The 20,345-nt window shown below is 52.7% G+C and carries 15 protein-coding genes; 12 read left to right on the plus strand and 3 right to left on the minus strand.

Features of this window, described 5'->3' with window-relative positions; translation table 11 throughout:
* Window positions 1-25: 25 nt before the first annotated feature.
* Window positions 26-784 carry a M48 family metallopeptidase gene (locus J8X26_RS18535; protein ID WP_165059153.1) on the minus strand — a complete coding sequence of 253 codons (759 nt, stop codon included), beginning with the start codon at window positions 782-784 and terminating at the stop codon, window positions 26-28.
* 217 nt (window positions 785-1,001) lie between these two features.
* A complete protein-coding gene (locus J8X26_RS18540; protein WP_152327750.1) occupies window positions 1,002-1,754 on the minus strand; it encodes a M48 family metallopeptidase in 753 nt (250 codons plus the stop codon).
* A gap of 248 nt (window positions 1,755-2,002) precedes the next feature.
* On the opposite strand from J8X26_RS18540, the gene tkt reads away from it, so the two are divergent.
* The 10 genes from tkt to J8X26_RS18590 all read left to right on the plus strand — a co-directional run bounded on the left by tkt (window position 2,003) and on the right by J8X26_RS18590 (window position 16,406).
* Window positions 2,003-3,997 (plus strand): transketolase, encoded by a 1,995-nt coding sequence (gene tkt / locus J8X26_RS18545; protein WP_152327751.1) that lies wholly within the window; start codon window positions 2,003-2,005, stop codon window positions 3,995-3,997.
* Window positions 3,998-4,497: 500 nt separating this feature from the next.
* Window positions 4,498-5,514 (plus strand): erythrose-4-phosphate dehydrogenase, encoded by a 1,017-nt coding sequence (gene epd / locus J8X26_RS18550; RefSeq protein ID WP_152327752.1) that lies wholly within the window; start codon window positions 4,498-4,500, stop codon window positions 5,512-5,514.
* 72 nt (window positions 5,515-5,586) lie between these two features.
* A complete protein-coding gene (gene pgk / locus J8X26_RS18555) occupies window positions 5,587-6,750 on the plus strand; it encodes a phosphoglycerate kinase (protein ID WP_165059159.1) in 1,164 nt (387 codons plus the stop codon).
* A gap of 129 nt (window positions 6,751-6,879) precedes the next feature.
* Window positions 6,880-7,959, plus strand: coding sequence for a class II fructose-bisphosphate aldolase (gene fbaA, locus J8X26_RS18560; protein WP_165059161.1), 1,080 nt, complete (start codon window positions 6,880-6,882; stop codon window positions 7,957-7,959).
* A 134-nt stretch (window positions 7,960-8,093) separates the two neighbouring features.
* Window positions 8,094-9,176: a LacI family DNA-binding transcriptional regulator gene (locus tag J8X26_RS18565; protein WP_208951581.1), complete on the plus strand. Its 1,083-nt coding sequence runs from the start codon at window positions 8,094-8,096 to the stop codon at window positions 9,174-9,176.
* Window positions 9,177-9,310: 134 nt separating this feature from the next.
* Window positions 9,311-12,409 carry a beta-galactosidase gene (locus J8X26_RS18570; RefSeq protein ID WP_208951582.1) on the plus strand — a complete coding sequence of 1,033 codons (3,099 nt, stop codon included), beginning with the start codon at window positions 9,311-9,313 and terminating at the stop codon, window positions 12,407-12,409.
* A 60-nt stretch (window positions 12,410-12,469) separates the two neighbouring features.
* Window positions 12,470-13,738, plus strand: a complete 1,269-nt coding sequence (locus J8X26_RS18575; RefSeq protein ID WP_208951583.1) for an MFS transporter — start codon at window positions 12,470-12,472, stop codon at window positions 13,736-13,738.
* A gap of 135 nt (window positions 13,739-13,873) precedes the next feature.
* Window positions 13,874-14,755 carry a small-conductance mechanosensitive channel MscS gene (gene mscS, locus J8X26_RS18580; RefSeq protein ID WP_152327758.1) on the plus strand — a complete coding sequence of 294 codons (882 nt, stop codon included), beginning with the start codon at window positions 13,874-13,876 and terminating at the stop codon, window positions 14,753-14,755.
* 170 nt (window positions 14,756-14,925) lie between these two features.
* The gene (gene argO / locus J8X26_RS18585) at window positions 14,926-15,543 is read left to right on the plus strand and encodes an arginine exporter ArgO (RefSeq protein ID WP_152327759.1); all 618 of its coding nucleotides are present in this window, start codon (window positions 14,926-14,928) and stop codon (window positions 15,541-15,543) included.
* Window positions 15,544-15,665: 122 nt separating this feature from the next.
* Entirely contained in the window at window positions 15,666-16,406 is a 741-nt protein-coding gene (locus tag J8X26_RS18590; RefSeq protein WP_193333203.1) for an oxidative stress defense protein, read from the plus strand.
* 62 nt (window positions 16,407-16,468) lie between these two features.
* Here the strand turns inward: J8X26_RS18590 and J8X26_RS18595 are convergent, their stop codons facing one another.
* Entirely contained in the window at window positions 16,469-17,371 is a 903-nt protein-coding gene (locus J8X26_RS18595) for a LysR family transcriptional regulator ArgP (protein ID WP_101075345.1), read from the minus strand.
* Window positions 17,372-17,586: 215 nt separating this feature from the next.
* On the opposite strand from J8X26_RS18595, the gene rpiA reads away from it, so the two are divergent.
* Window positions 17,587-18,249 (plus strand): ribose-5-phosphate isomerase RpiA, encoded by a 663-nt coding sequence (gene rpiA / locus J8X26_RS18600; RefSeq protein ID WP_152327761.1) that lies wholly within the window; start codon window positions 17,587-17,589, stop codon window positions 18,247-18,249.
* 340 nt (window positions 18,250-18,589) lie between these two features.
* Window positions 18,590-19,828 (plus strand): phosphoglycerate dehydrogenase, encoded by a 1,239-nt coding sequence (gene serA, locus J8X26_RS18605; protein WP_165059167.1) that lies wholly within the window; start codon window positions 18,590-18,592, stop codon window positions 19,826-19,828.
* Window positions 19,829-20,345: the final 517 nt, after the last annotated feature.

The following is a 20,345-nucleotide window of genomic DNA, read 5'->3' on the forward strand; positions in this document are numbered from 1 at the left end:
ATAAATAACGAATTTGTTCTCGCGATTATTTATCTTCGGCGATACGCTTTTTAATATTATCTGCGCGCTCCTGAGAAGGCGGGTGAGAGCTGAATAAACTCTTCTCACTGCCACCGCTCATTTTTGCCAGTTTCTCAAAGGCAGTAACCAGCCCTTTGGTCGGCAGGCCGCGTTTTTTCAGCAAGTCGTAGGAATAATTATCAGCGTCAGATTCCTGTTTCTGAGAGAACTGCGCGTTAATCAGGTCTTCACCCAGATCGGCCAGCTGTGTGCTGGAAAGCTGTCCGGCAATGCCACCGGCTGCGCCCGCTGCATTGTGCGCGGCGGAAGTGCTGTATGCCACCTGCATGGCTTTTTTGCTGTGACCCAGGGCGACGTGACCTATTTCGTGGCCCAGTACGCCTTCGACTTCATCGTCGGTCATCATGTCCATCAGGCCGCTGTAAACGCGGATACAGCCGTTCGCCATCGCCCAGGCGTTGACGTCGCTGGTGAGATAGACTTTGTAGTTAGCCTGCCGGCCATTGATGTCGTTACCGAGGTTTTTGGCAATTTTATTCAGGCGTTTTGTGTATTTGCTTTTTGATGAAGCAATTTGGGATTCGGCATCCAGCGCTTTACAGGAACCTTCCGTCATATTGATGACATCCTGATCGGTCAGCGTGGCCGCTTTGTAAGCATCTGAACCCGATTTCATTAAGGCATCGGTATTGAGCGCGCCGTTTTGGCAACCACTTAATAATACGGTGATCCCGAACGCAATTGCAGTTATGCGAAAATTCATAATCCATCTTCCTTTGATAGTTAAATTAAACAAAAACGCAGGAAGAATAACGAAACGTTTTTACTTAGCGAGGAAAAGTCTTCATGGAGGGTTATTTTCAGATTTTGTGCGGTATTTATTTCTGAATAATGGATTTTTAATGAAATTAGGAAGCTTCACTTATACAGGTAATAAAAAGATGCACCCCTTAGCGGGCGCATCTTTATATATGAAGGAATTAATTACCGGCAGCTATGCGATCGCGGATATGTTTGGCACGCGCTTCGGATGACGGGTGATCGTCAAACCAGCCAATGCTGCTTCCCTGATCCAGTTTTGCCAGTTTTTCAAAACTGGTCGCCAGCCCAGTCGGATCTATCCCGCGTTTTTTCAGCAGATCAAACGAGTAATCATCGGCTTCGGATTCCTGTTTCTGAGAGAACTGCGCGTTAACATATTTCTCACCGAGATCGGCCAGCTGCGATTGCGAAAGCGTGGTGCTGACGCCGCCCAGTGACGCCACCGCCGTCCGTGCCGCCGTGGCGCTGTAGGCAACCTGCATCGCTTTACGGGTATGCCCCAGCGCGACGTGACCCATTTCGTGGCCGAGTACGCCTTCGACTTCGTTATCGTTCATCATATCCATCAGGCCGCTGTACACGCGGATACAGCCGTTCGCCATCGCCCAGGCGTTGACGTCCTTGGTCAGGTACACCTTATAGTTGGCTGGCGTGCCATTGATGTTGTCCCCCAGCGCTGCCGAGATTTTTTTCAGACGTTGCGCGTATTCGCTGCTTTCTGGTGCTATTTGCGCTTTTTTATCCATTTCTTCGCAGGACTGAACACTCAGGGTTTTTACATCGGCGTCGCTCAGTGTATAAGCCTGATAAGCCTGCGCGCCGGATTGCATTAAGGTATCGGTATTAAGGGTTGAACAACCGCTGACCAGTGCGGCCGCGCAAAGACTCAGCAAAACGGGGTGGAATTTCATCAGTTTGGGTTCCCGGAGAACGTTAATAATAAAGTCAGTACAGCCTCAAAAAAGCGCTGATTGTAAGAATAGCGTTAAGATAGGTTTTTGGGATCGCCCGATCTATAGTGTAAGTCTGAAAAAACGCACTGATTTAAAAGCGAATTCTGTGAACTTAGTCACGAGAGTGATTAAGGATTGCCGTTTTAATGCCGAGTCTGAGAAAATGACTTTCTTGACTGCTTTTTTAATCCGACCTGGAGTAGAACATGTCCTCTCGTAAAGAGCTTGCGAACGCTATCCGCGCACTTAGTATGGACGCCGTGCAGAAAGCGAATTCCGGCCACCCTGGCGCCCCTATGGGCATGGCAGACATTGCCGAAGTCTTGTGGCGTGATTACCTGAACCACAACCCGTCAAACCCGAACTGGGCTGACCGCGACCGCTTCGTGCTGTCCAATGGCCATGGTTCCATGCTGATTTATAGCCTGCTTCACCTCACCGGTTATGACCTGCCAATCAGCGAGCTGGCGAATTTCCGTCAGTTGCATTCTAAAACTCCGGGTCACCCGGAATACGGTTATACCCCTGGCGTAGAAACCACCACTGGCCCGCTGGGTCAGGGCATTGCGAATGCAGTGGGTATGGCGATCGCAGAACGTACGCTGGGCGCGCAGTTCAACAAACCAGGCCATGACATCGTCGATCACCAGACTTACGCGTTCCTGGGCGACGGCTGCATGATGGAAGGCATTTCTCACGAAGTGTGTTCTCTGGCCGGTACCATGAAACTCGGCAAACTGACCGCGTTTTATGATGACAACGGCATCTCCATCGACGGCCACGTAGAAGGCTGGTTCACCGATGATACCGCTAAACGTTTCGAAGCTTACGGCTGGCACGTTGTGCGTGGTGTTGATGGCCATAATCCTGACGCCATCAAAGCGGCTATCGAAGAAGCACATAAAGTGACTGATAAGCCATCGCTGCTGATGTGCAAAACCGTGATCGGTTTCGGTTCACCGAACAAAGCCGGGACTCACGATGTCCACGGTGCTGCACTGGGTGCTGCTGAAGTGGCGGCAACCCGTGAAGCGCTGGGCTGGAAATACGCTGCCTTCGAAATTCCGCAAGATATTTATGCTCAGTGGGATGCTAAAGAAGCGGGCCAGGCGAAAGAAGCGGCATGGAACGACAAGTTTGATGCTTACGCCAAGGCACACCCTGAGCTGGCAAAAGAGTTCAAACGTCGTGTGAACGGCGAGCTGCCAGCCAACTGGGAAGCAGAAGCACAGAAATTTATCGAAGAACTGCAGGCTAAACCTGCCAACATCGCCAGCCGTAAAGCATCACAAAACGCGCTGGAAGCTTTTGGTAAAGTGTTGCCGGAATTCCTGGGCGGCTCTGCCGACCTGGCGCCAAGCAACCTGACCATGTGGTCCGGTTCTAAGTCTATTGGCGACGATCAGGCGGGTAACTACATCCATTACGGTGTGCGTGAATTCGGCATGACCGCGATCACCAACGGTATCGCGCTGCACGGCGGTTTCCTGCCGTACTCTGCGACCTTCCTGATGTTCGTGGAATACGCACGTAACGCCGTGCGTATGGCTGCGCTGATGAAAATCCGCAACGTGTTCGTGTACACCCATGACTCTATCGGCCTGGGCGAAGACGGCCCGACGCACCAGCCGGTTGAGCAAATTGCCAGCCTGCGCGTGACGCCAAACATGAGCACCTGGCGTCCTGCGGATCAGGTTGAATCTGCTGTGGCATGGAAATACGCGATTGAGCGTAACGACGGCCCGGTGACTCTGATCTTCTCCCGCCAGAACCTGACTCAGCAACCACGTACCGCTGAGCAATTAGCCAACGTGGCGCGCGGTGGTTATGTGCTGAAAGATTGCGACGGTACGCCGGAAGTCATCCTGATTGCGACCGGTTCTGAAGTCGGTATCACTGTAGAAGCGGCTGATAAACTGGCGGCTGCGGGCACTAAAGTGCGCGTGGTTTCCATGCCTTCAACTGACGCCTTTGACAAACAGGACGCGGCTTACCGTGAATCTGTGTTGCCGAAAGCCGTTTCTGCACGTGTTGCAGTTGAAGCAGGTATCGCGGATTACTGGTTCAAATACGTTGGCCTGAATGGCGCGATCGTTGGTATGCACAGCTTCGGCGAATCTGCTCCGGCAGACCTGCTGTTCAAAGAATTTGGTTTCACTGTAGATAACGTTGTTGCTCAGGCACAGGCGTTGCTGAAGTAATCCGGTTTTCTTAACGCTGCTTAAAAGCACCTTCGGGTGCTTTTTTTTCGTCGGCAATTTTATGCGCAGGTTCTCAGTTTCGCGCGAAATGACGCAGGTCAAACCCTTCGGGTGCCGACTCCGCTAAACTCCCTGCATTCTGATGCTGTTTCAAACCGTCGGTTTTTGAGAAAAATCACTGTTGAAAAGGTGATGAAAAAGTAAAATCACTGTGAATACACAGAATTGGCTGGCGTTTTTTTAAGCGTTCAGCGCGATTAATGCCTCAGTGTTTTACGAATTATTCCTTTTATTCATCGTTTGGTTTATTCTCAGCTGAACCGTTTCAGTCGGGCTATTTGAGCTTAACATCGTCACCAGGTTGTTATCGTGACTGAAACTGAGATTTTTCTGCCGTACGCATTGTGCTGACAGATGACGATGGTGATTCACCGTAAACGCACGCTGCATTACTATAGGTGTTACTGATATTGAGTAACAACCGTGTAACAGGGAGATGTATGCCAATACGTATTGCAATTAATGGCTTTGGTCGCATTGGCCGTAGCGTATTGCGCGCGTTATACGAATCCGGGCGTCGTGCGGAAATCTCCGTTATTGCCATCAATGAAATCGCCAGCCCTGAAGGCATGGCACATCTGCTCAAATACGACTCCAGCCACGGGCGCTTCGCCTGGGATGTCCGCCAGGAAGGGGAAAACCTTTACGTCGGCGATGACTCCATCCGTTTACTTCATCAGTCTGATGCCAGCCAGTTGCCATGGGGCGAACTGAGTATTGACGTCGTGCTCGATTGCACCGGCGTTTATGGCAGCCGTGAAGACGGTGAAGCTCAGCTCGCGGCCGGTGCCAAAAAAATTCTGTTCGCGCATCCCGGCGGTCATGATCTTGACGCCACGGTGGTTTACGGTGTGAACCACGATTTGCTCGAACGCCAGCACCGCATTGTGTCCAATGCGTCCTGCACCACCAACTGTATTATCCCTGTGATCAAGCTGCTCGACGATGCCTTTGGCATTGAGTCGGGCACGGTAACGACCATCCATTCTTCGATGAATGACCAGCCGGTCATTGATGCGTACCACGCAGATTTACGCCGTACGCGCGCGGCCAGTCAGTCCATTATTCCGGTCGATACCAAACTGGCCGCAGGGATCACGCGCATCATGCCCAAATTCTGCGATCGCTTTGAAGCTATCTCAGTGCGTGTGCCGACCATCAATGTCACAGCCATTGATTTGAGCGTATTTGTCGAGGGTTCCGTGACGGTAGACGAGGTGAACCAGCTGCTGCAAAAGGCCGCAACGGGCGCTTTTCGTGGTATAGTTGACTATACCGAACTACCATTAGTCTCGACAGATTTTAACCATGATCCCCACAGCGCCATCGTCGATGGAACGCAGACGCGGGTAAGTGGACAGCACCTGATAAAAACACTGGTCTGGTGCGATAACGAGTGGGGTTTTGCCAACCGAATGTTGGATACAACATTGGCAATGTCCGCTAGCGGTTTCTAGTACGGCTGTTCCGGCCTTCTGGCCGAAATTGCCTTCAAGCAACTTTAAAGAGAATCAACGAGAGGATTCACCATGTCTGTTATTAAGATGAGCGATCTGGATTTAGCGGGTAAACGCGTACTGATCCGTGCCGATCTGAACGTGCCAGTTAAAGATGGCAAAGTAACGTCAGATGCACGTATCCGCGCTTCTTTGCCAACCATCGAAATTGCCCTGAAACAAGGCGCACGCGTGATGGTTACCTCGCATCTGGGTCGTCCGACTGAAGGCGAATATAACGAAGAGTTTTCTCTGCTGCCGGTTGTTAACTACCTGAAAGAACATCTGAAATCTCCAGTGCGTCTGGCGAAAGATTACCTTGATGGCGTTGAAGTTGCAGAAGGCGAGCTGGTTGTTCTGGAAAACGTTCGCTTCAACAAAGGCGAAAAGAAAGACGACGAAGCCCTGTCCAAAAAATATGCTGCTCTGTGTGACATCTATGTGATGGACGCCTTCGGTACTGCGCACCGCGCACAAGCTTCTACTCACGGCGTGGGCAAATTTGCACCAATCGCCTGTGCCGGTCCGCTGCTGTCTGCAGAACTGGAAGCACTGGGTAAAGCGCTGGGTAACCCGGCTCGTCCGATGGTGGCTATCGTTGGCGGTTCTAAAGTTTCTACCAAACTGACCGTTCTGGATTCCCTGTCCAAAATCGCTGACCAGCTGATCGTTGGTGGCGGTATCGCGAACACCTTCGTCGCTGCTCAAGGCAACAACGTCGGTAAATCCCTGTACGAAGCAGATCTGGTCGGTACCGCAAGCAAATTGCTGGAAACCTGCGACATTCCAGTTCCTACAGATGTTCGCGTGGCGACTGAGTTCTCCGAAACGGCTACCGCGACGGTGAAGTCTGTAAAAGACATCAAAGATGACGAACAAATTCTCGACATGGGCGATGAGTCTGCATACCGCCTGGCTGAGATCATTAAAAACGCTAAAACCATTCTGTGGAATGGTCCTGTAGGCGTGTTCGAGTTCCCTAACTTCCGTAAAGGGACCGAAATTGTGGCGCAGGCTATTGCTGACAGCGATGCATTCTCTATCGCAGGCGGCGGCGACACTCTGGCGGCTATCGACCTGTTCGGTATCGCTGACAAAATTTCCTATATCTCCACTGGCGGTGGCGCATTCCTGGAATTCGTTGAAGGGAAAGCACTGCCAGCGGTTGTGATGCTGGAAGAGCGTGCTAAGAAGTAATGAACCCTGAGCGGGGAGCCAGCGGCTTCCTGTTCTTCTTTGCCGCGCGAGGGGCTGCACAGTGGAACTCGCGCGACATAGCAAACCGATTCAATCCATCTACGGCCGACGAATACAGGACAAAGAACTATGTCTAAAATTTTTGATTTCGTAAAACCAGGCGTTATCACTGGTGATGATGTACAGAAAGTTTTCGCTATTGCTAAAGAAAACAAATTTGCTCTGCCAGCGGTTAACTGCGTAGGCACCGACTCTATCAACGCCGTTCTCGAAGCTGCTGCGAAAGTCCGTTCACCGGTTATCGTTCAGTTCTCTAACGGTGGCGCTGCGTTCATCGCGGGTAAAGGCCTGAAAACTGACGTGCCACAAGGCGCGGCAATCCTGGGTGCAATCTCTGGCGCACATCACGTACACCAGATGGCAGAACATTACGGCGTGCCCGTTATCCTGCACACCGACCATTGCGCGAAAAAACTGCTGCCATGGATCGACGGTCTGCTGGACGCGGGTGAAGCTCACTACGCGAAAACCGGTAAGCCACTGTTCTCTTCCCATATGATCGACCTGTCTGAAGAGTCTCTGGAAGAAAACATCGAAATTTGCAGCAAGTACTTAGCTCGCATGGCAAAAATCGACATGACTCTGGAAATCGAACTGGGTTGCACCGGCGGTGAAGAAGATGGCGTGGACAACAGCCATATGGACGCATCTGCACTGTACACTCAGCCACAAGACGTTGATTACGCATACGAAAAACTGAACGCTATCAGCCCGCGTTTCACTATCGCTGCGTCATTCGGTAACGTACACGGTGTTTACAAACCAGGTAACGTTAAACTGACTCCAACGATCCTGCGTGATTCTCAGGAATACGTGTGCAAAAAACACAACCTGCCACACAACAGCCTGAACTTCGTATTCCACGGCGGTTCCGGTTCTACTGCAGCTGAAATCAAAGAATCTGTAGGCTACGGTGTTATCAAAATGAACATCGACACCGACACCCAGTGGGCTAACTGGGATGGTATCCTTCAGTTCTACAAGAAAAACGAAGCTTACCTGCAAGGTCAGTTGGGTAACCCGGAAGGCGCGGACAAACCTAACAAGAAATTCTATGACCCGCGCGTATGGCTGCGTGCTGCTCAGTCTTCCATGGTGACACGCCTGGAACTGGCATTCAAAGAACTGAACGCAATCGACGTACTGTAATTCTTACCCTTCCGGTGCTTGACCACCGGAATGTGAGGATAATCGTCAAAGGGGCTTCGGCCCCTTTTTTATTGCCTGTTTTCCAGACACAATAGCCCGTTACGTATTTGCGACCGCACCCCAAAGAGAGAGCCATGAAGCCAAAATCTGTCACCCTCGATGACGTCGCGCGTCAGGCGGGCGTTTCTTATCAGACTGTATCGCGTGTGCTGAATCAGGCGGCGCACGTCTCGGCAAAGACGCGGGATAAAGTCGAGCAGGCCATGGCGGCTTTAAACTACGTGCCGAATCGCGTTGCCCAGCAGCTGGCCGGGAAACAAAGTTATACGCTGGGGCTGGCGACTACCGAACTCGCCCTTCATGCGCCGTCCCAAATTGCTTCTGCAATGAAAACCCGCGCCAATCAGTTAGGTTTTAACGTTGTTATTTCGATGATTGATAACCTGAGCCTTTCTGCCTGCCGCACGGCGGTGAATGAGCTGATGTCTCAGCGCGTCGATGGCGTGCTGATTAACGTGCCGCTGTCAAACGATGATGCGGGCGTCATTGCACAGCTTTGCGGTGATTTACCGGTGCTGTTTCTGGATGTCGATCCGCAGGCTGACGTCTTTAAAATTCTGTTCGATCCGCATTGCGGGGCAGAGCAGGGCGTTGAACACCTTCTGGCGCTGGGGCATCAGAAAATTGCGGTGCTGACCGGCCCGCTGGAATCCATCTCTGCGCGGCTGCGTTACGAAGGCTGGCTGAGTACGCTGGCAAAGCACCAGATTACGCCCTGTGCCGTACAGCACGGTGACTGGAGCGCGGCTTCCGGCTATCAGCAGGCATTATTACTGCTCAACCAGCCGGTGCGGCCTACGGCGATCCTGATTGCCAATGATCAGATGGCGCTCGGTGTGTTACGTGCGGTGCATGAATTTGGCCTGCGCGTACCGGAACAGATTTCGGTGATCGGCTATGACGATACCGAAGACAGCGCGTTTTTCTTCCCGCCGCTGACTACCATCAAGCAAGATTTCCGTCTGCTCGGCCACGAGAGCGTCAAGCGGCTGGTTGACCATCTGCATCATCATGGCGATAAGCAGCAATTGTCGCTGTTATTGCCGACCTCTCTGGTGGAACGCCACACAACGTCGAAACCCGGTGAATCTGCCGTTTCTCAGGAAGCACTGTCGCAGGAACTTCTCCGCATCGCCCGCCAGCTCAGCCCGCGCTGATTTACTTTTTTTGCTTCTCCGGCGCGGGATCTGTGATCCGCGTCCCTTTCCCGCACTCCCTTGCTTTACTTAATTGCTCCCTTTACGCATGTTTATATTATTGTGAGCGCATAACAATTTGCATGAGGATTATTATGACATTATCAGCGGATGAAAAACTGTCGTCACTGGCCACCGTTCTGGGGCGCCGTGACTGGGAAAAACCATCATCAACGCAATATAACCGTCTTGCGGCGCACCCGCCTTTTAACAGCTGGCGGGAAAGTGAAGAAGCCAGACGAAATCAAGGTTCCCCTAATATTGTTTTCCTGAACGGGGAATGGAAATTCAGCTATTTTAACCGGCCAGAAGCCGTGCCCGAACAATGGCTGGAAGGTGACCTCGCGGATGCAGACAAGGTGCAGGTGCCATCTAACTGGCAGCTTGCAGGTTATGATGCGCCGATTTACACCAACGTTCAGTATCCCATCCCGGTTAATCCGCCGTTTGTGCCCGCAGAAAATCCTACAGGTTGTTACTCGCTCACAGTTTCTTTGGAGAAAGAATGGCTCAGCAGCGGACAGACCCGCATCGTGTTCAACGGCGTCAGTTCGGCGTTCTATCTGTGGTGCAATGGTCAGTGGATTGGTTATTCACAGGACAGCCGTTTACCGGCTGAATTCGATCTCAGCGACGTGCTTCATGCGGGTGAAAACCGGCTCGCGGTGATGGTGTTGCGCTGGAGCGACGGCAGCTATCTGGAAGATCAGGATATGTGGCGCATGAGCGGCATCTTCCGCGATGTCACATTGCTGCAGAAACCCCGGGAGCAGATCACGGATTACCAGGTGCGCACGCATCTGTTCCACGGTTTTACGCAGGCTGAACTGGAAGTGCAGGTCAGCGCGGCGGTACCTCAGGAAAGCGCGGCTGATTATCAGGTGCGCGTTCAGTTGTGGCAGGGCGATAAGCAGGTCGCAGAACATCAGCAGGCGCTTGGCAGTGAAATCATTGATGAACGCGGGGCGGCATATGATCGCACCACGCTGCGTCTGCCGGTCAGCCATCCTGCATTATGGAGTGCCGAACAGCCCGCTCTTTATCGCGCGGTGGTTTCCCTGATTTCTCCGGAAGGCCAGCTCATTGAAGCCGAAGCGTGCGACGTCGGTTTCCGTCAGGTGGAAATCAGCAACGGGCTGCTGAAAGTCAACGGACAGCCGGTCCTGATCCGCGGTACTAACCGTCACGAACATCATCCTGAAAATGGTCAGGTGATGGATGAAGCCACTATGCGCCGTGACATTGTGCTGATGAAACAGCACAACTTTAACGCCGTGCGCTGCTCGCATTATCCGAATCATCCGCTGTGGTACACACTTTGCGATGAATACGGCCTGTATGTGGTCGATGAAGCCAATATCGAAACCCACGGTATGCAGCCGATGAATCGTCTTTCAGACGATCCGGTGTGGTTCAACGCCTTCAGCGAGCGCGTCACCCGCATGGTTCAGCGTGACCGCAACCATCCCTGCATCATCATCTGGTCGCTGGGCAATGAATCCGGCCACGGTGCGAATCACGACGCGCTGTACCGCTGGATAAAATCTGTCGATCCGACGCGTCCGGTGCAGTATGAAGGCGGCGGTGCCAACAGCGCGGCGACCGACATCATTTGCCCGATGTATTCCCGCGTTGAGCAGGATCAGCCATTCCCGGCGGTACCCAAATGGTCGATTAAAAAGTGGATCAGTATGCCGGACGAAACGCGTCCGCTGATCCTCTGCGAATATGCCCATGCCATGGGCAACAGCTTCGGTGGTTTCGATAAATACTGGAAAGCCTTCCGCCAGTTCCCGCGTTTACAGGGCGGTTTCGTCTGGGACTGGGTCGATCAAAGTCTGCTGCGCACTGGCGAAGACGGCGAACGTTATATGGCCTACGGCGGTGATTTTGGCGATACGCCAAACGATCGTCAGTTCTGCATGAACGGACTGGTATTTGCCGACCGCACGCCGCATCCGTCGCTGTTTGAAGCGCAGCGTGCGCAGCAATTCTTCCAGTTCTCGCTCACCGGCACCTCACCGCTGACGATTGAAATTCAGAGCGAGTATCTGTTCCGCCAAAGTGATAACGAACAGCTGGTCTGGCGTATCGAGCGTGACGGCGAAGTCATTTCACAGGGCGAAACGGTGCTGAACATCGCGCCTGACGGCAAACAAGTGTTGGATCTGGGTGATATCCCGCAGGCAGAAGGCGATTTGTGGCTGAACGTCGCGATACACCAACCGCAGGCAACCGCGTGGTCCGAAGCGGGGCACCGCAGCGCCTGGGATCAATGGCAGCTGCCGCAACCGCTCAGCCTGCCGGTGCAGGAGAAAACCTCCACCAGCGCGCCGGTTCTGGATCGGCAGGGCGATATGATTTCTGTAGTCCACGGCGCGCAACGCTGGCTGTTCAGTCAGCAAACCGGACTACTGGAACAGTGGTTTGATGACAAAACGCCGCGCCTGCTTTCGGCGCTACGCGACCAGTTTGTCCGCGCGCCGGTGGATAACGATATAGGCGTCAGCGAAGTCACCAGAATCGATCCGAATGCGTGGGTGGAGCGCTGGAAAGCCGCCGGAATGTATCAGCTGGAATCGCGTCTGCTGAATATTTCCGCCGATCAGTTGCAGGATGGCGTGGTGATTACTACCACGCATGCATTTATGGCGGGTGAGGAAGTGCGTTTGCTGAGCCGCAAAAGTTTCCGCATCGATAATCAGGGTGAGTTGCATATCAGCGCCGACGTCAGTGTGGCGGCGAACGTGCCGTCGCCGGGGCGCATCGGCCTGACCTGTCAGCTGGCAGATATCGCGGAAAACGTCCGCTGGCTGGGGCTGGGGCCGCATGAAAACTATCCGGATCGTCGTCTGGCCGCGCAGCACGGGCGCTGGACATCGCCACTCGGCGATCTGTATACGCCGTACGTTTTCCCGACCGAAAACGGTTTGCGCGGTGGGACGCGTGAACTGGAATACGCCGGTTGGACATTGCAGGGTAATTTCCACTTTGGCCTGAGCCGCTTCAGCCTGCAACAGCTGATGGAAACCAGCCATCGTCACCTTTTGCGTGAAGAAGAGGGCACCTGGCTGAACATCGACGGCTTCCATATGGGCGTCGGTGGTGATGATTCGTGGAGCCCGAGCGTCAGCCCTGACTTCCTGCTGACTGCCGGCCAGTATCATTATTCATTCACCTGGAAACGTGCCTGACAGCCTGTGCCGCCGGGTCCATCTCCGGCGGCGAAATATTCAGACGTAAGGAAACTGCGTATGTATTACCTGAAAAATACTAACTTTTGGATGTTCGGGCTGTTCTTCTTCTTCTATTTTTTCATCATGGGTGCATATTTCCCGTTCTTCCCGATCTGGCTGCACGACATCAATCAGATCAGTAAAAGTGACACCGGAATAATATTTGCCAGCATTTCGCTGTTCTCCCTGCTTTTTCAGCCGGTGTTTGGTTTACTGGCCGATAAACTGGGGCTGAAAAAGCATTTGCTCTGGGTGATCACCGGTATGCTGGTTCTCTTCGCACCATTCTTTATTTACGTGTTCGGCCCGCTGCTGAAAATTAATATCTATCTCGGTTCGGTGGTCGGCGGGATTTATCTCGGCCTGATTTACAACGCCGGTGCGCCTGCGATTGAAGCGTATATCGAAAAAGTCAGCCGCCGCAGCAGCTTTGAATTTGGCCGTGCGCGGATGTTCGGTTGTGTCGGCTGGGCGCTGTGTGCGTCGGTGGTCGGCATCATGTTCACCATCAACAACGAATTTGTTTTCTGGCTCGGTTCCGGCTGTGCGGTCATTCTGGCAATCCTCTTGCTGATCGCCAAACCGGAAGTTACGCCTACCGCGCGCGTAGTTAATGAACTGGGCGCGAACACCAAACCGTTCAACCTGAAGATTGCCCTTGAGCTGCTCAAAGACCGCAAACTCTGGTTCCTGGCGCTTTACGTGATCGGCGTGTCCTGCACGTACGATGTCTTCGACCAGCAGTTCGCCAACTTCTTTACTTCGTTCTTTGATTCGTCGTCCGAAGGCACACGCGTTTTCGGCTATGTCACCACCATGGGCGAGTTGCTGAACGCCTGCATCATGTTCTTCGCACCGCTTATCGTGAACCGCATTGGCGGGAAAAATGCGCTGCTGCTGGCCGGAACGATTATGTCGATCCGCATCATCGGCTCGTCGTTTGCCTCATCGCCGCTGGAAGTCGTGGTGCTCAAAACGCTGCACATGTTTGAGGTGCCGTTCCTGATTGTCGGCTGCTTCAAATACATCACTTCAGTGTTTGAAGTGCGCTTCTCCGCGACGATTTATCTGGTGACGTTCTGCTTCTTCAAACAGGTGGCGACCATGTTTATGTCCGTCTTCGCCGGGAATATGTATGACCGTATCGGTTTCCACGGCACGTACCTGATCCTGGGATTAGTGGCGCTGACGTTCACCGTGATTTCGGCCTTCACGCTGAGCGGAAGAGGGCCGTTACAGGCTTTCAAAACGCCTGAAACGCTTAAGAACAGCCGCGTAAATTCCTAATCTGATAGCCTTTCTCAACGGGCGGTTGGCACTTCATCGCATTGTTAGTTAACCTTAAAGCACACTTGCTGCCCGCATCGTCGGGCAGCTTTGGTTTCTTGCAGCCCGACAGGGTGTAATTTTGGGGTACTTTAAATGGATGATTTGAACGTTGTAGGCAGCATTAATAATGCTGGCAACTGGTTGGTGAGAAACCAGGCCTTACTTCTGCATTATGCTGTGAACATTGTGGCGGCTATTTTCATTCTGATCGTCGGTCTGATAATCGCCCGCGTCGTTTCCGGCGGTGTCAGCCGTGTTCTGAAAGTTCGTGGTATTGATATCACGGTTTCTGATTTCCTTTCCGCTATGGTGCGTTACGCGATTATCGCCTTCACGCTGATTGCGGTTCTCGGACGCATCGGGGTACAAACCACGTCGGTGATTGCGGTTATCGGTGCCGCCGGTCTGGCCGTCGGTCTGGCGTTACAGGGCTCGCTGTCTAACTTCGCAGCTGGCGTGTTGTTGGTTATTTTCCGTCCGTTCCGTGCAGGTGAATATGTGGATCTCGGCGGCGTAGCCGGTACGGTGACGCACGTACAGATTTTCTCAACCACTCTGCGTACGCCGGACAACAAAATCATCGTCGTACCAAACGGTAAAATTATTGCCGGTAACATCATCAACAATTCACGCGAACCGACAAGCCGTATCGATATGACCATCGGCGTGGGTTATGACTCTGACATTGATCTGGTCAAATCGATCCTCACCGAGATCATCACTGCCGATCAGCGTGTGTTACAGGATAAAGGCGTCACCGTACGTCTGAACGAAATGGCCGCTTCTACCCTGAATTTCATCGTGTACGCATGGACCAGCAACGGTGATGCGCAGAACGTGAAATGGGATCTGCTGGAATCGTTCAAACGTGCGCTGGATAAAAACAATATCAATATTGCGTATCCGCAAATGGACGTTCATTTGTATCCGGCGGCCCCTGTCGTTGTGGATAAAAACGTACAGCCTGCGGAATAAAGTCGCGGCTTCTCAAAGGGCGCCTGCGGGCGCCTTTTTTGTGTCTGAAAAATGGGCTCCTCACAAATAAGTCAGGCTAATGACCGATTAGAAATATCCATTTCCTTTAATGACACCAAAGCCCTTACACTGCGCGCAATCTCTGCTATTAACTCTTTAAGGATATTCACGTGCTGGCTATTTTCCTGCAAGGACTGGCGATGAGCGCCGCAATGATTTTACCCCTCGGGCCGCAGAATGCGTTTGTGATGAATCAGGGCATTCGCCGCCAGTATCATCTGATGATTGCGTCTTTATGCGCGCTGAGCGATATCGTGCTGATTTGCGGCGGGATATTTGGCGGCAGCGCGCTGCTGAGCAAATCGCCGCTGTTATTAGCGCTGGTAAGTTGGGGCGGCGTGGCATTTCTGCTGTGGTATGGCTGGGGCGCGTTTCGCACGGCATTCAGCAAAAATCCTGAACTGGCACAGGCGGAAGTGGCGAAGCAAAGCCGCTGGAAGATTGTCGTCAGCATGCTGGCGGTGACCTGGCTCAACCCTCACGTTTATCTCGATACGTTCGTCGTATTGGGTAGTCTGGGCGGAAGCCTGAGCCACGACGAACGTTCGTGGTTTGCGCTCGGCGCGGTCAGTGCTTCTGTGCTGTGGTTCTTCGGGCTGGCCATTCTCGCGGCATTACTCGCGCCCTGGTTAAACACCGGGAAAGTGCAGCGCGTCATCAACTTTATTGTTGGCGTAATTATGTGGGGGATTGCCGTACAGCTGGCGCGTCAGACCGGCGTATTTTGAGTTTTTACCCGAAAACAGGTTTTTGTCACTAATCTTAGTTTCAGTTGTAACGGTTTATGCTACGGTTCTGCGGATTGATTGAATTAACTATTGCCAGATCTTTGATGATTAATGGAGGCACTGTGAAACTGAAAGCATTGGCTGTAGCAGCGATGTTGGGATTAGGGACTTTACCTTTAGCGTTGCACGCGGCAGAAGTTCCTGCCGGCCCGCACGTGGTGACATCAGGTACGGCAAGCGTTGACGCCACACCGGATATCGCGACGCTGGCCATTGAAGTGAGCGTATCGGCAAAAGATTCCGCGAGCGCCAAGAAACAAGCCGACGATCGTGTGGCGGAATATTTTGGTTTCCTGCAGAAAAACGGAATTGAAAAGAAAGACATCAATGCCGCGAATCTCAGCACACAGCCGGAATATAATTACCTGAAAGACGGCAGTTCAGAGCTGAAAGGCTACCGTGCGGTGCGTCAGGTTCAGGTGACATTGCGTCAGCTGGATAAATTGAACGATTTGCTGGATGGCGCATTAAAATCCGGCCTGAATGAAATCCGTTCTATCGAACTGGGTGTGGCAAATCCTGATCGTTTCCGTGACGAAGCGCGTCAGAAAGCCATTGATAACGCCACACAGCAGGCAAAATCTTTGGCAGAGGGCTTCCACACCAAACTGGGGCCGGTTTACAGCATTCGTTATCACGTCGCCAACTACCAGCCAATGCCGGTTGCGCGCATGTTTAAAGCCGCCGCCGCACCCACGCAAAATGATGCCGCTGAAACCTACGAACAGCAAAGCATTCACTTTGATGATCAGGTCGATGTGGTGTTCGAACTGCAGCCGCAGGCACCCGCACCAGCTCAGTAAATATGACGCCGTAATAATGAAAAACCCGCTCCGGCGGGTTTTTTGTTTTCTGCGGCGCTAAATCAGTCCTGACGCAACACCTGATGACCGTGTGCCAGCAGGGCATCGGTGACTTTACGCATCATGCGGCTTTCCGGCGCAAAGCGGTGCCAGTACAGCATCCGGCGCTGGAACAGGCCGGGCGTCAGGTCGATAAGCTCGCCGCTTTCCAGCTCTTTCTCGATTTGCAGATGCGGGATCATACAACAGGTCGTGCCCTGACGTGCCAGCTGCACAAAGGCTTCCGACGAGTTAACGATATGACACGGCACGCTGCCCGGTGACAAATCGAAGTTCTGTTGAAGGAACGCCTGGTGCATATCGTCGAGATGATCAAACGCAACCGCCGGCGCTTTCAGCAGCGCGGAACGGGTGACGCCGTTCGGGAAATACCGATCGGCAAACGGCTTGGAAGCGACAAACAGGTAATCCAGCGCGCCAAGTTGATCGACCAGACAGCTCGGAAGCGGCTGCGGCTGAATACTCACCGCGCCGACCACTTCACCGCGGCGCAGACGTTCCTGCGTCCGGGTTTCATCTTCAACCTGCAAATTCAGGCGGATAGGTGAATCGACCAGCACGGATTTCAGCGCCGGTAACAGCCAGGTTGCCAGGCTGTCGGCGTTAACCGCCAGCGAAAGCAGCAGCGGCGTATCGTTACTGTCGCTGTTACTGTCACTGCCGAGCCACTCTTCTTCCAGCAGTTCCACCTGATGTAACAGGGCCAGTAATTTCTGCCCCTGTTCCGTCGGACGAGGCGGCACGGTACGCACCAGCAGAGGCTGGCCGAACAAATTTTCCAGTTGTTTAATGCGCTGAGAGACCGCCGATTGGGTGATGCAAAGCTTTTGTGCGGCGCGCTCAAAACCGCGCTCACGGATCACCGCGTCCAGTGCCTGTAGCGTTCTATAGTCCGGGCGTTTCATCGGAGTTCTGTCCCTTGGATTTAATTTTATCCGAACACTATGCCACAGATTGTCAGGTTTTGTGGTGAGGAAAATCGGGGCGCTTACAACCCAATTGCACTTAATAAGTGTGATCTGGTCACGCTCTTGTCTGCCCAATCTGCCGGCACATGCTTTATAATCACCGACACTTTTCCGTATTCACGCCACTTACGTTATCAGACAGAGAAGCCATTATGACGCAGGAAGAATTGAAAAAAGCAGTCGGCTGGGCCGCACTGGATTACGTGACTCCGGGCACCATCGTCGGTGTCGGAACCGGATCCACCGCCGCCCATTTCATCGATGCACTGGGTTCGATCAAAGGTCAGATCGAGGGCGCCGTTTCCAGTTCTGACGCTTCAACGGCAAAACTGAAAAGCTTAGGCATTCACGTTTTCGACAGCAACGAAGTGGACTCGCTGGACGTTTACGTTGACGGCGCGGATGAAATCAACGGCTTCATGCAGATGATCAAAGGCGGCGGCGCTGCGCTGACCCGCGAAAAAATCATTGCCGCGATCGCCAAAAAATTCGTCTGTATTGTGGACGCGTCCAAACAGGTCGATGTGTTGGGTAAATTCCCGCTGCCGGTAGAAGTCATCCCGATGGCGCGTTCTTACGTTGCGCGTGAACTGGTGAAACTCGGTGGTCTGCCGGAATACCGCCAGAACGTTCTGACTGACAACGGCAATATCATTCTCGACGTCCATAATCTGAGTATTCTGGATGCCGTCGCGATGGAAAATAAGATCAACGGAATTGCGGGCGTGGTGACGGTCGGGCTGTTCGCCAACCGTGGCGCCGACGTTGCGCTGGTAGGCACTTCTGAAGGCGTAAAAACTGTCACGCTGAAGTAACCTATCAATAAGCAGAAGATCTGGCTGCTTTTGCTGAAAGCAGCCAGTCATCCCCCTGTCATAACACAATGTTATGAAGATGATAATTTTCTGAATGAATCATCTTTTCTTCAAAAGCCTGAATTTGGTGACTTATGTCACATTTCTCACTATCGCCTCCTGAACGTCTTGCTTTGTAAAATCTAACCAGCAGGAAATGCTGAAAACCAACAGGCGCGGTGAGCCTTCTGCTGTCTGGCAGGCAATCGTTTGTATTGATGATGGCGTATTTTTTGTTATGTTGACTGTGAGCAGTCACCTAGCAGTTCGAATTCAGCCAGAAAAAATATAGGGTCGGGAAATGGCAAAAGTATCACTTGAGAAAGACAAGATTAAATTTTTGTTAGTGGAAGGCGTCCACCAAAGTGCGGTTGATACACTCCGTGCCGCGGGTTACACCAATATTGAATTTCACAAAGGTGCTTTAGATACGGAATCGCTGAAAGAATCGATCCGTGATGCGCACTTTGTTGGACTCCGATCGCGTACTCAGCTGACCGAAGAAGTGTTCCAGGCAGCAGAAAAACTGGTGGCTGTAGGGTGTTTCTGTATCGGTACCAATCAGGTTGACCTGAAAGCGGCAACCCGTCGTGGTATTCCGGTCTTTAACGCACCGTTCTCTAATACCCGTTCCGTCGCCGAAATGGTGCTGGGCGAAATGCTGCTGATGATGCGTGGTATTCCTGAGGCCAACGCCAAAGCGCACCGCGGGATCTGGAACAAACTGGCCGTCGGCTCTTTTGAAGCGCGTGGTAAACGTCTGGGTATTGTCGGCTACGGCCACATCGGTACACAGTTAGGTATTCTGGCGGAAAGCCTGGGGATGCGCGTCTTCTATTACGACATCGAAAGCAAATTGCCGCTGGGTAATGCGCAGCCGATTGCGACTCTGGAAGAACTGCTCAGCACCAGCGACGTCGTGACCCTGCACGTTCCAGAAACGCCAGGCACCAAAAACATGATTTCCGAAGTGCAGCTGGCACAAATCAAACAGGGCGCATTGCTGATCAACGCCTCACGCGGCACGGTGATCGACATTCCTGCCCTGTGCAATGCGCTGCGCAGCAAACATCTGTCCGGTGCGGCTATCGACGTCTTCCCGGAAGAACCGGCGACCAACAGCGATCCGTTCAATTCTCCGCTGTGTGAATTCGACAACGTGCTGCTGACGCCACACATCGGCGGTTCTACCATGGAAGCGCAGGAAGGCATAGGCCTGGAAGTGGCGGGCAAACTGGCGAAATACTCTGACAACGGTTCGACTTTGTCCGCGGTTAACTTCCCGGAAGCCTCTTTGCCAGCGCATACCGAGAAAGCCAGCCGTTTGCTGCATATCCACGAAAACCGTCCGGGTGTGCTGACCAGCATCAACCAGATTTTCGCGGAGCAGGGCATCAACATTGCAGCACAGTATCTGCAAACCAGCCCGGAAGTCGGTTATGTGGTTATCGATGCTGAAACGGATGTCACAACGTTGAACACCGCGCTGCAACTGATGAAAGCGATTCCGGGCACGATCCGTGCGCGCTTGCTTTATTGAGAGATCTGCGCAGTAACAGATTATAAACCGCCGAAAGGCGGTTTTTTTATGCTATTTCCCGCAGACGGGAAGATCTTACCGGATGAGTCGTTTGCCAGATTGCTCAAGGCGTTGAGCCGATGACGGGCGCCATCTCAGGGCACTTCACGAAAATGTCATAAGTAAAAGAACAGGCTGACCAGACCACAGAGGATCAGTGAAGACAGGGTGATTTCGAACTGGAAGCGGCGCAGCATCATCCACAGTACCTCAGGATAAAAACTGGAGAAAAAAACACCCGGCGAACCGGGTGTAAATTTAGCATTTCAGGTAATTGCGAGTTAATACCTCACAAAGACTTCTTGGTAACTTCTTATGCTGCTGGGGTTGCTTTTGTAGCCGGAGCAGCTTTCTTAGCATGTTTCACGTGTTTTTTAGCAGCCTGCGCTTTCTGCGCTACCGGAGCTGCTTTCTTAGCATGTTTCACGTGTTTTTTAGCAGCCTGCGCTTTCTGAGCTACCGGAGCAGCTTTCTTAGC

Origin of the sequence: Rahnella sp. ChDrAdgB13 (genome assembly GCF_017655185.1) — a bacterium.
GTDB lineage: Bacteria > Pseudomonadota > Gammaproteobacteria > Enterobacterales > Enterobacteriaceae > Rahnella > Rahnella contaminans.

What these genes read in the sequence shown, in the direction of transcription:
- J8X26_RS18535 (WP_165059153.1), bottom strand. Translation starts at nt 784, where the DNA reads ATGAATTTTCGCATAACTGCAATTGCGTTCGGGATCACCGTATTATTA.
- J8X26_RS18540 (WP_152327750.1), bottom strand. Translation starts at nt 1,754, where the DNA reads ATGAAATTCCACCCCGTTTTGCTGAGTCTTTGCGCGGCCGCACTGGTC.
- tkt (WP_152327751.1), top strand. Translation starts at nt 2,003, where the DNA reads ATGTCCTCTCGTAAAGAGCTTGCGAACGCTATCCGCGCACTTAGTATG.
- epd (WP_152327752.1), top strand. Translation starts at nt 4,498, where the DNA reads ATGCCAATACGTATTGCAATTAATGGCTTTGGTCGCATTGGCCGTAGC.
- pgk (WP_165059159.1), top strand. Translation starts at nt 5,587, where the DNA reads ATGTCTGTTATTAAGATGAGCGATCTGGATTTAGCGGGTAAACGCGTA.
- fbaA (WP_165059161.1), top strand. Translation starts at nt 6,880, where the DNA reads ATGTCTAAAATTTTTGATTTCGTAAAACCAGGCGTTATCACTGGTGAT.
- J8X26_RS18565 (WP_208951581.1), top strand. Translation starts at nt 8,094, where the DNA reads ATGAAGCCAAAATCTGTCACCCTCGATGACGTCGCGCGTCAGGCGGGC.
- J8X26_RS18570 (WP_208951582.1), top strand. Translation starts at nt 9,311, where the DNA reads ATGACATTATCAGCGGATGAAAAACTGTCGTCACTGGCCACCGTTCTG.
- J8X26_RS18575 (WP_208951583.1), top strand. Translation starts at nt 12,470, where the DNA reads ATGTATTACCTGAAAAATACTAACTTTTGGATGTTCGGGCTGTTCTTC.
- mscS (WP_152327758.1), top strand. Translation starts at nt 13,874, where the DNA reads ATGGATGATTTGAACGTTGTAGGCAGCATTAATAATGCTGGCAACTGG.
- J8X26_RS18595 (WP_101075345.1), bottom strand. Translation starts at nt 17,371, where the DNA reads ATGAAACGCCCGGACTATAGAACGCTACAGGCACTGGACGCGGTGATC.
- rpiA (WP_152327761.1), top strand. Translation starts at nt 17,587, where the DNA reads ATGACGCAGGAAGAATTGAAAAAAGCAGTCGGCTGGGCCGCACTGGAT.
- serA (WP_165059167.1), top strand. Translation starts at nt 18,590, where the DNA reads ATGGCAAAAGTATCACTTGAGAAAGACAAGATTAAATTTTTGTTAGTG.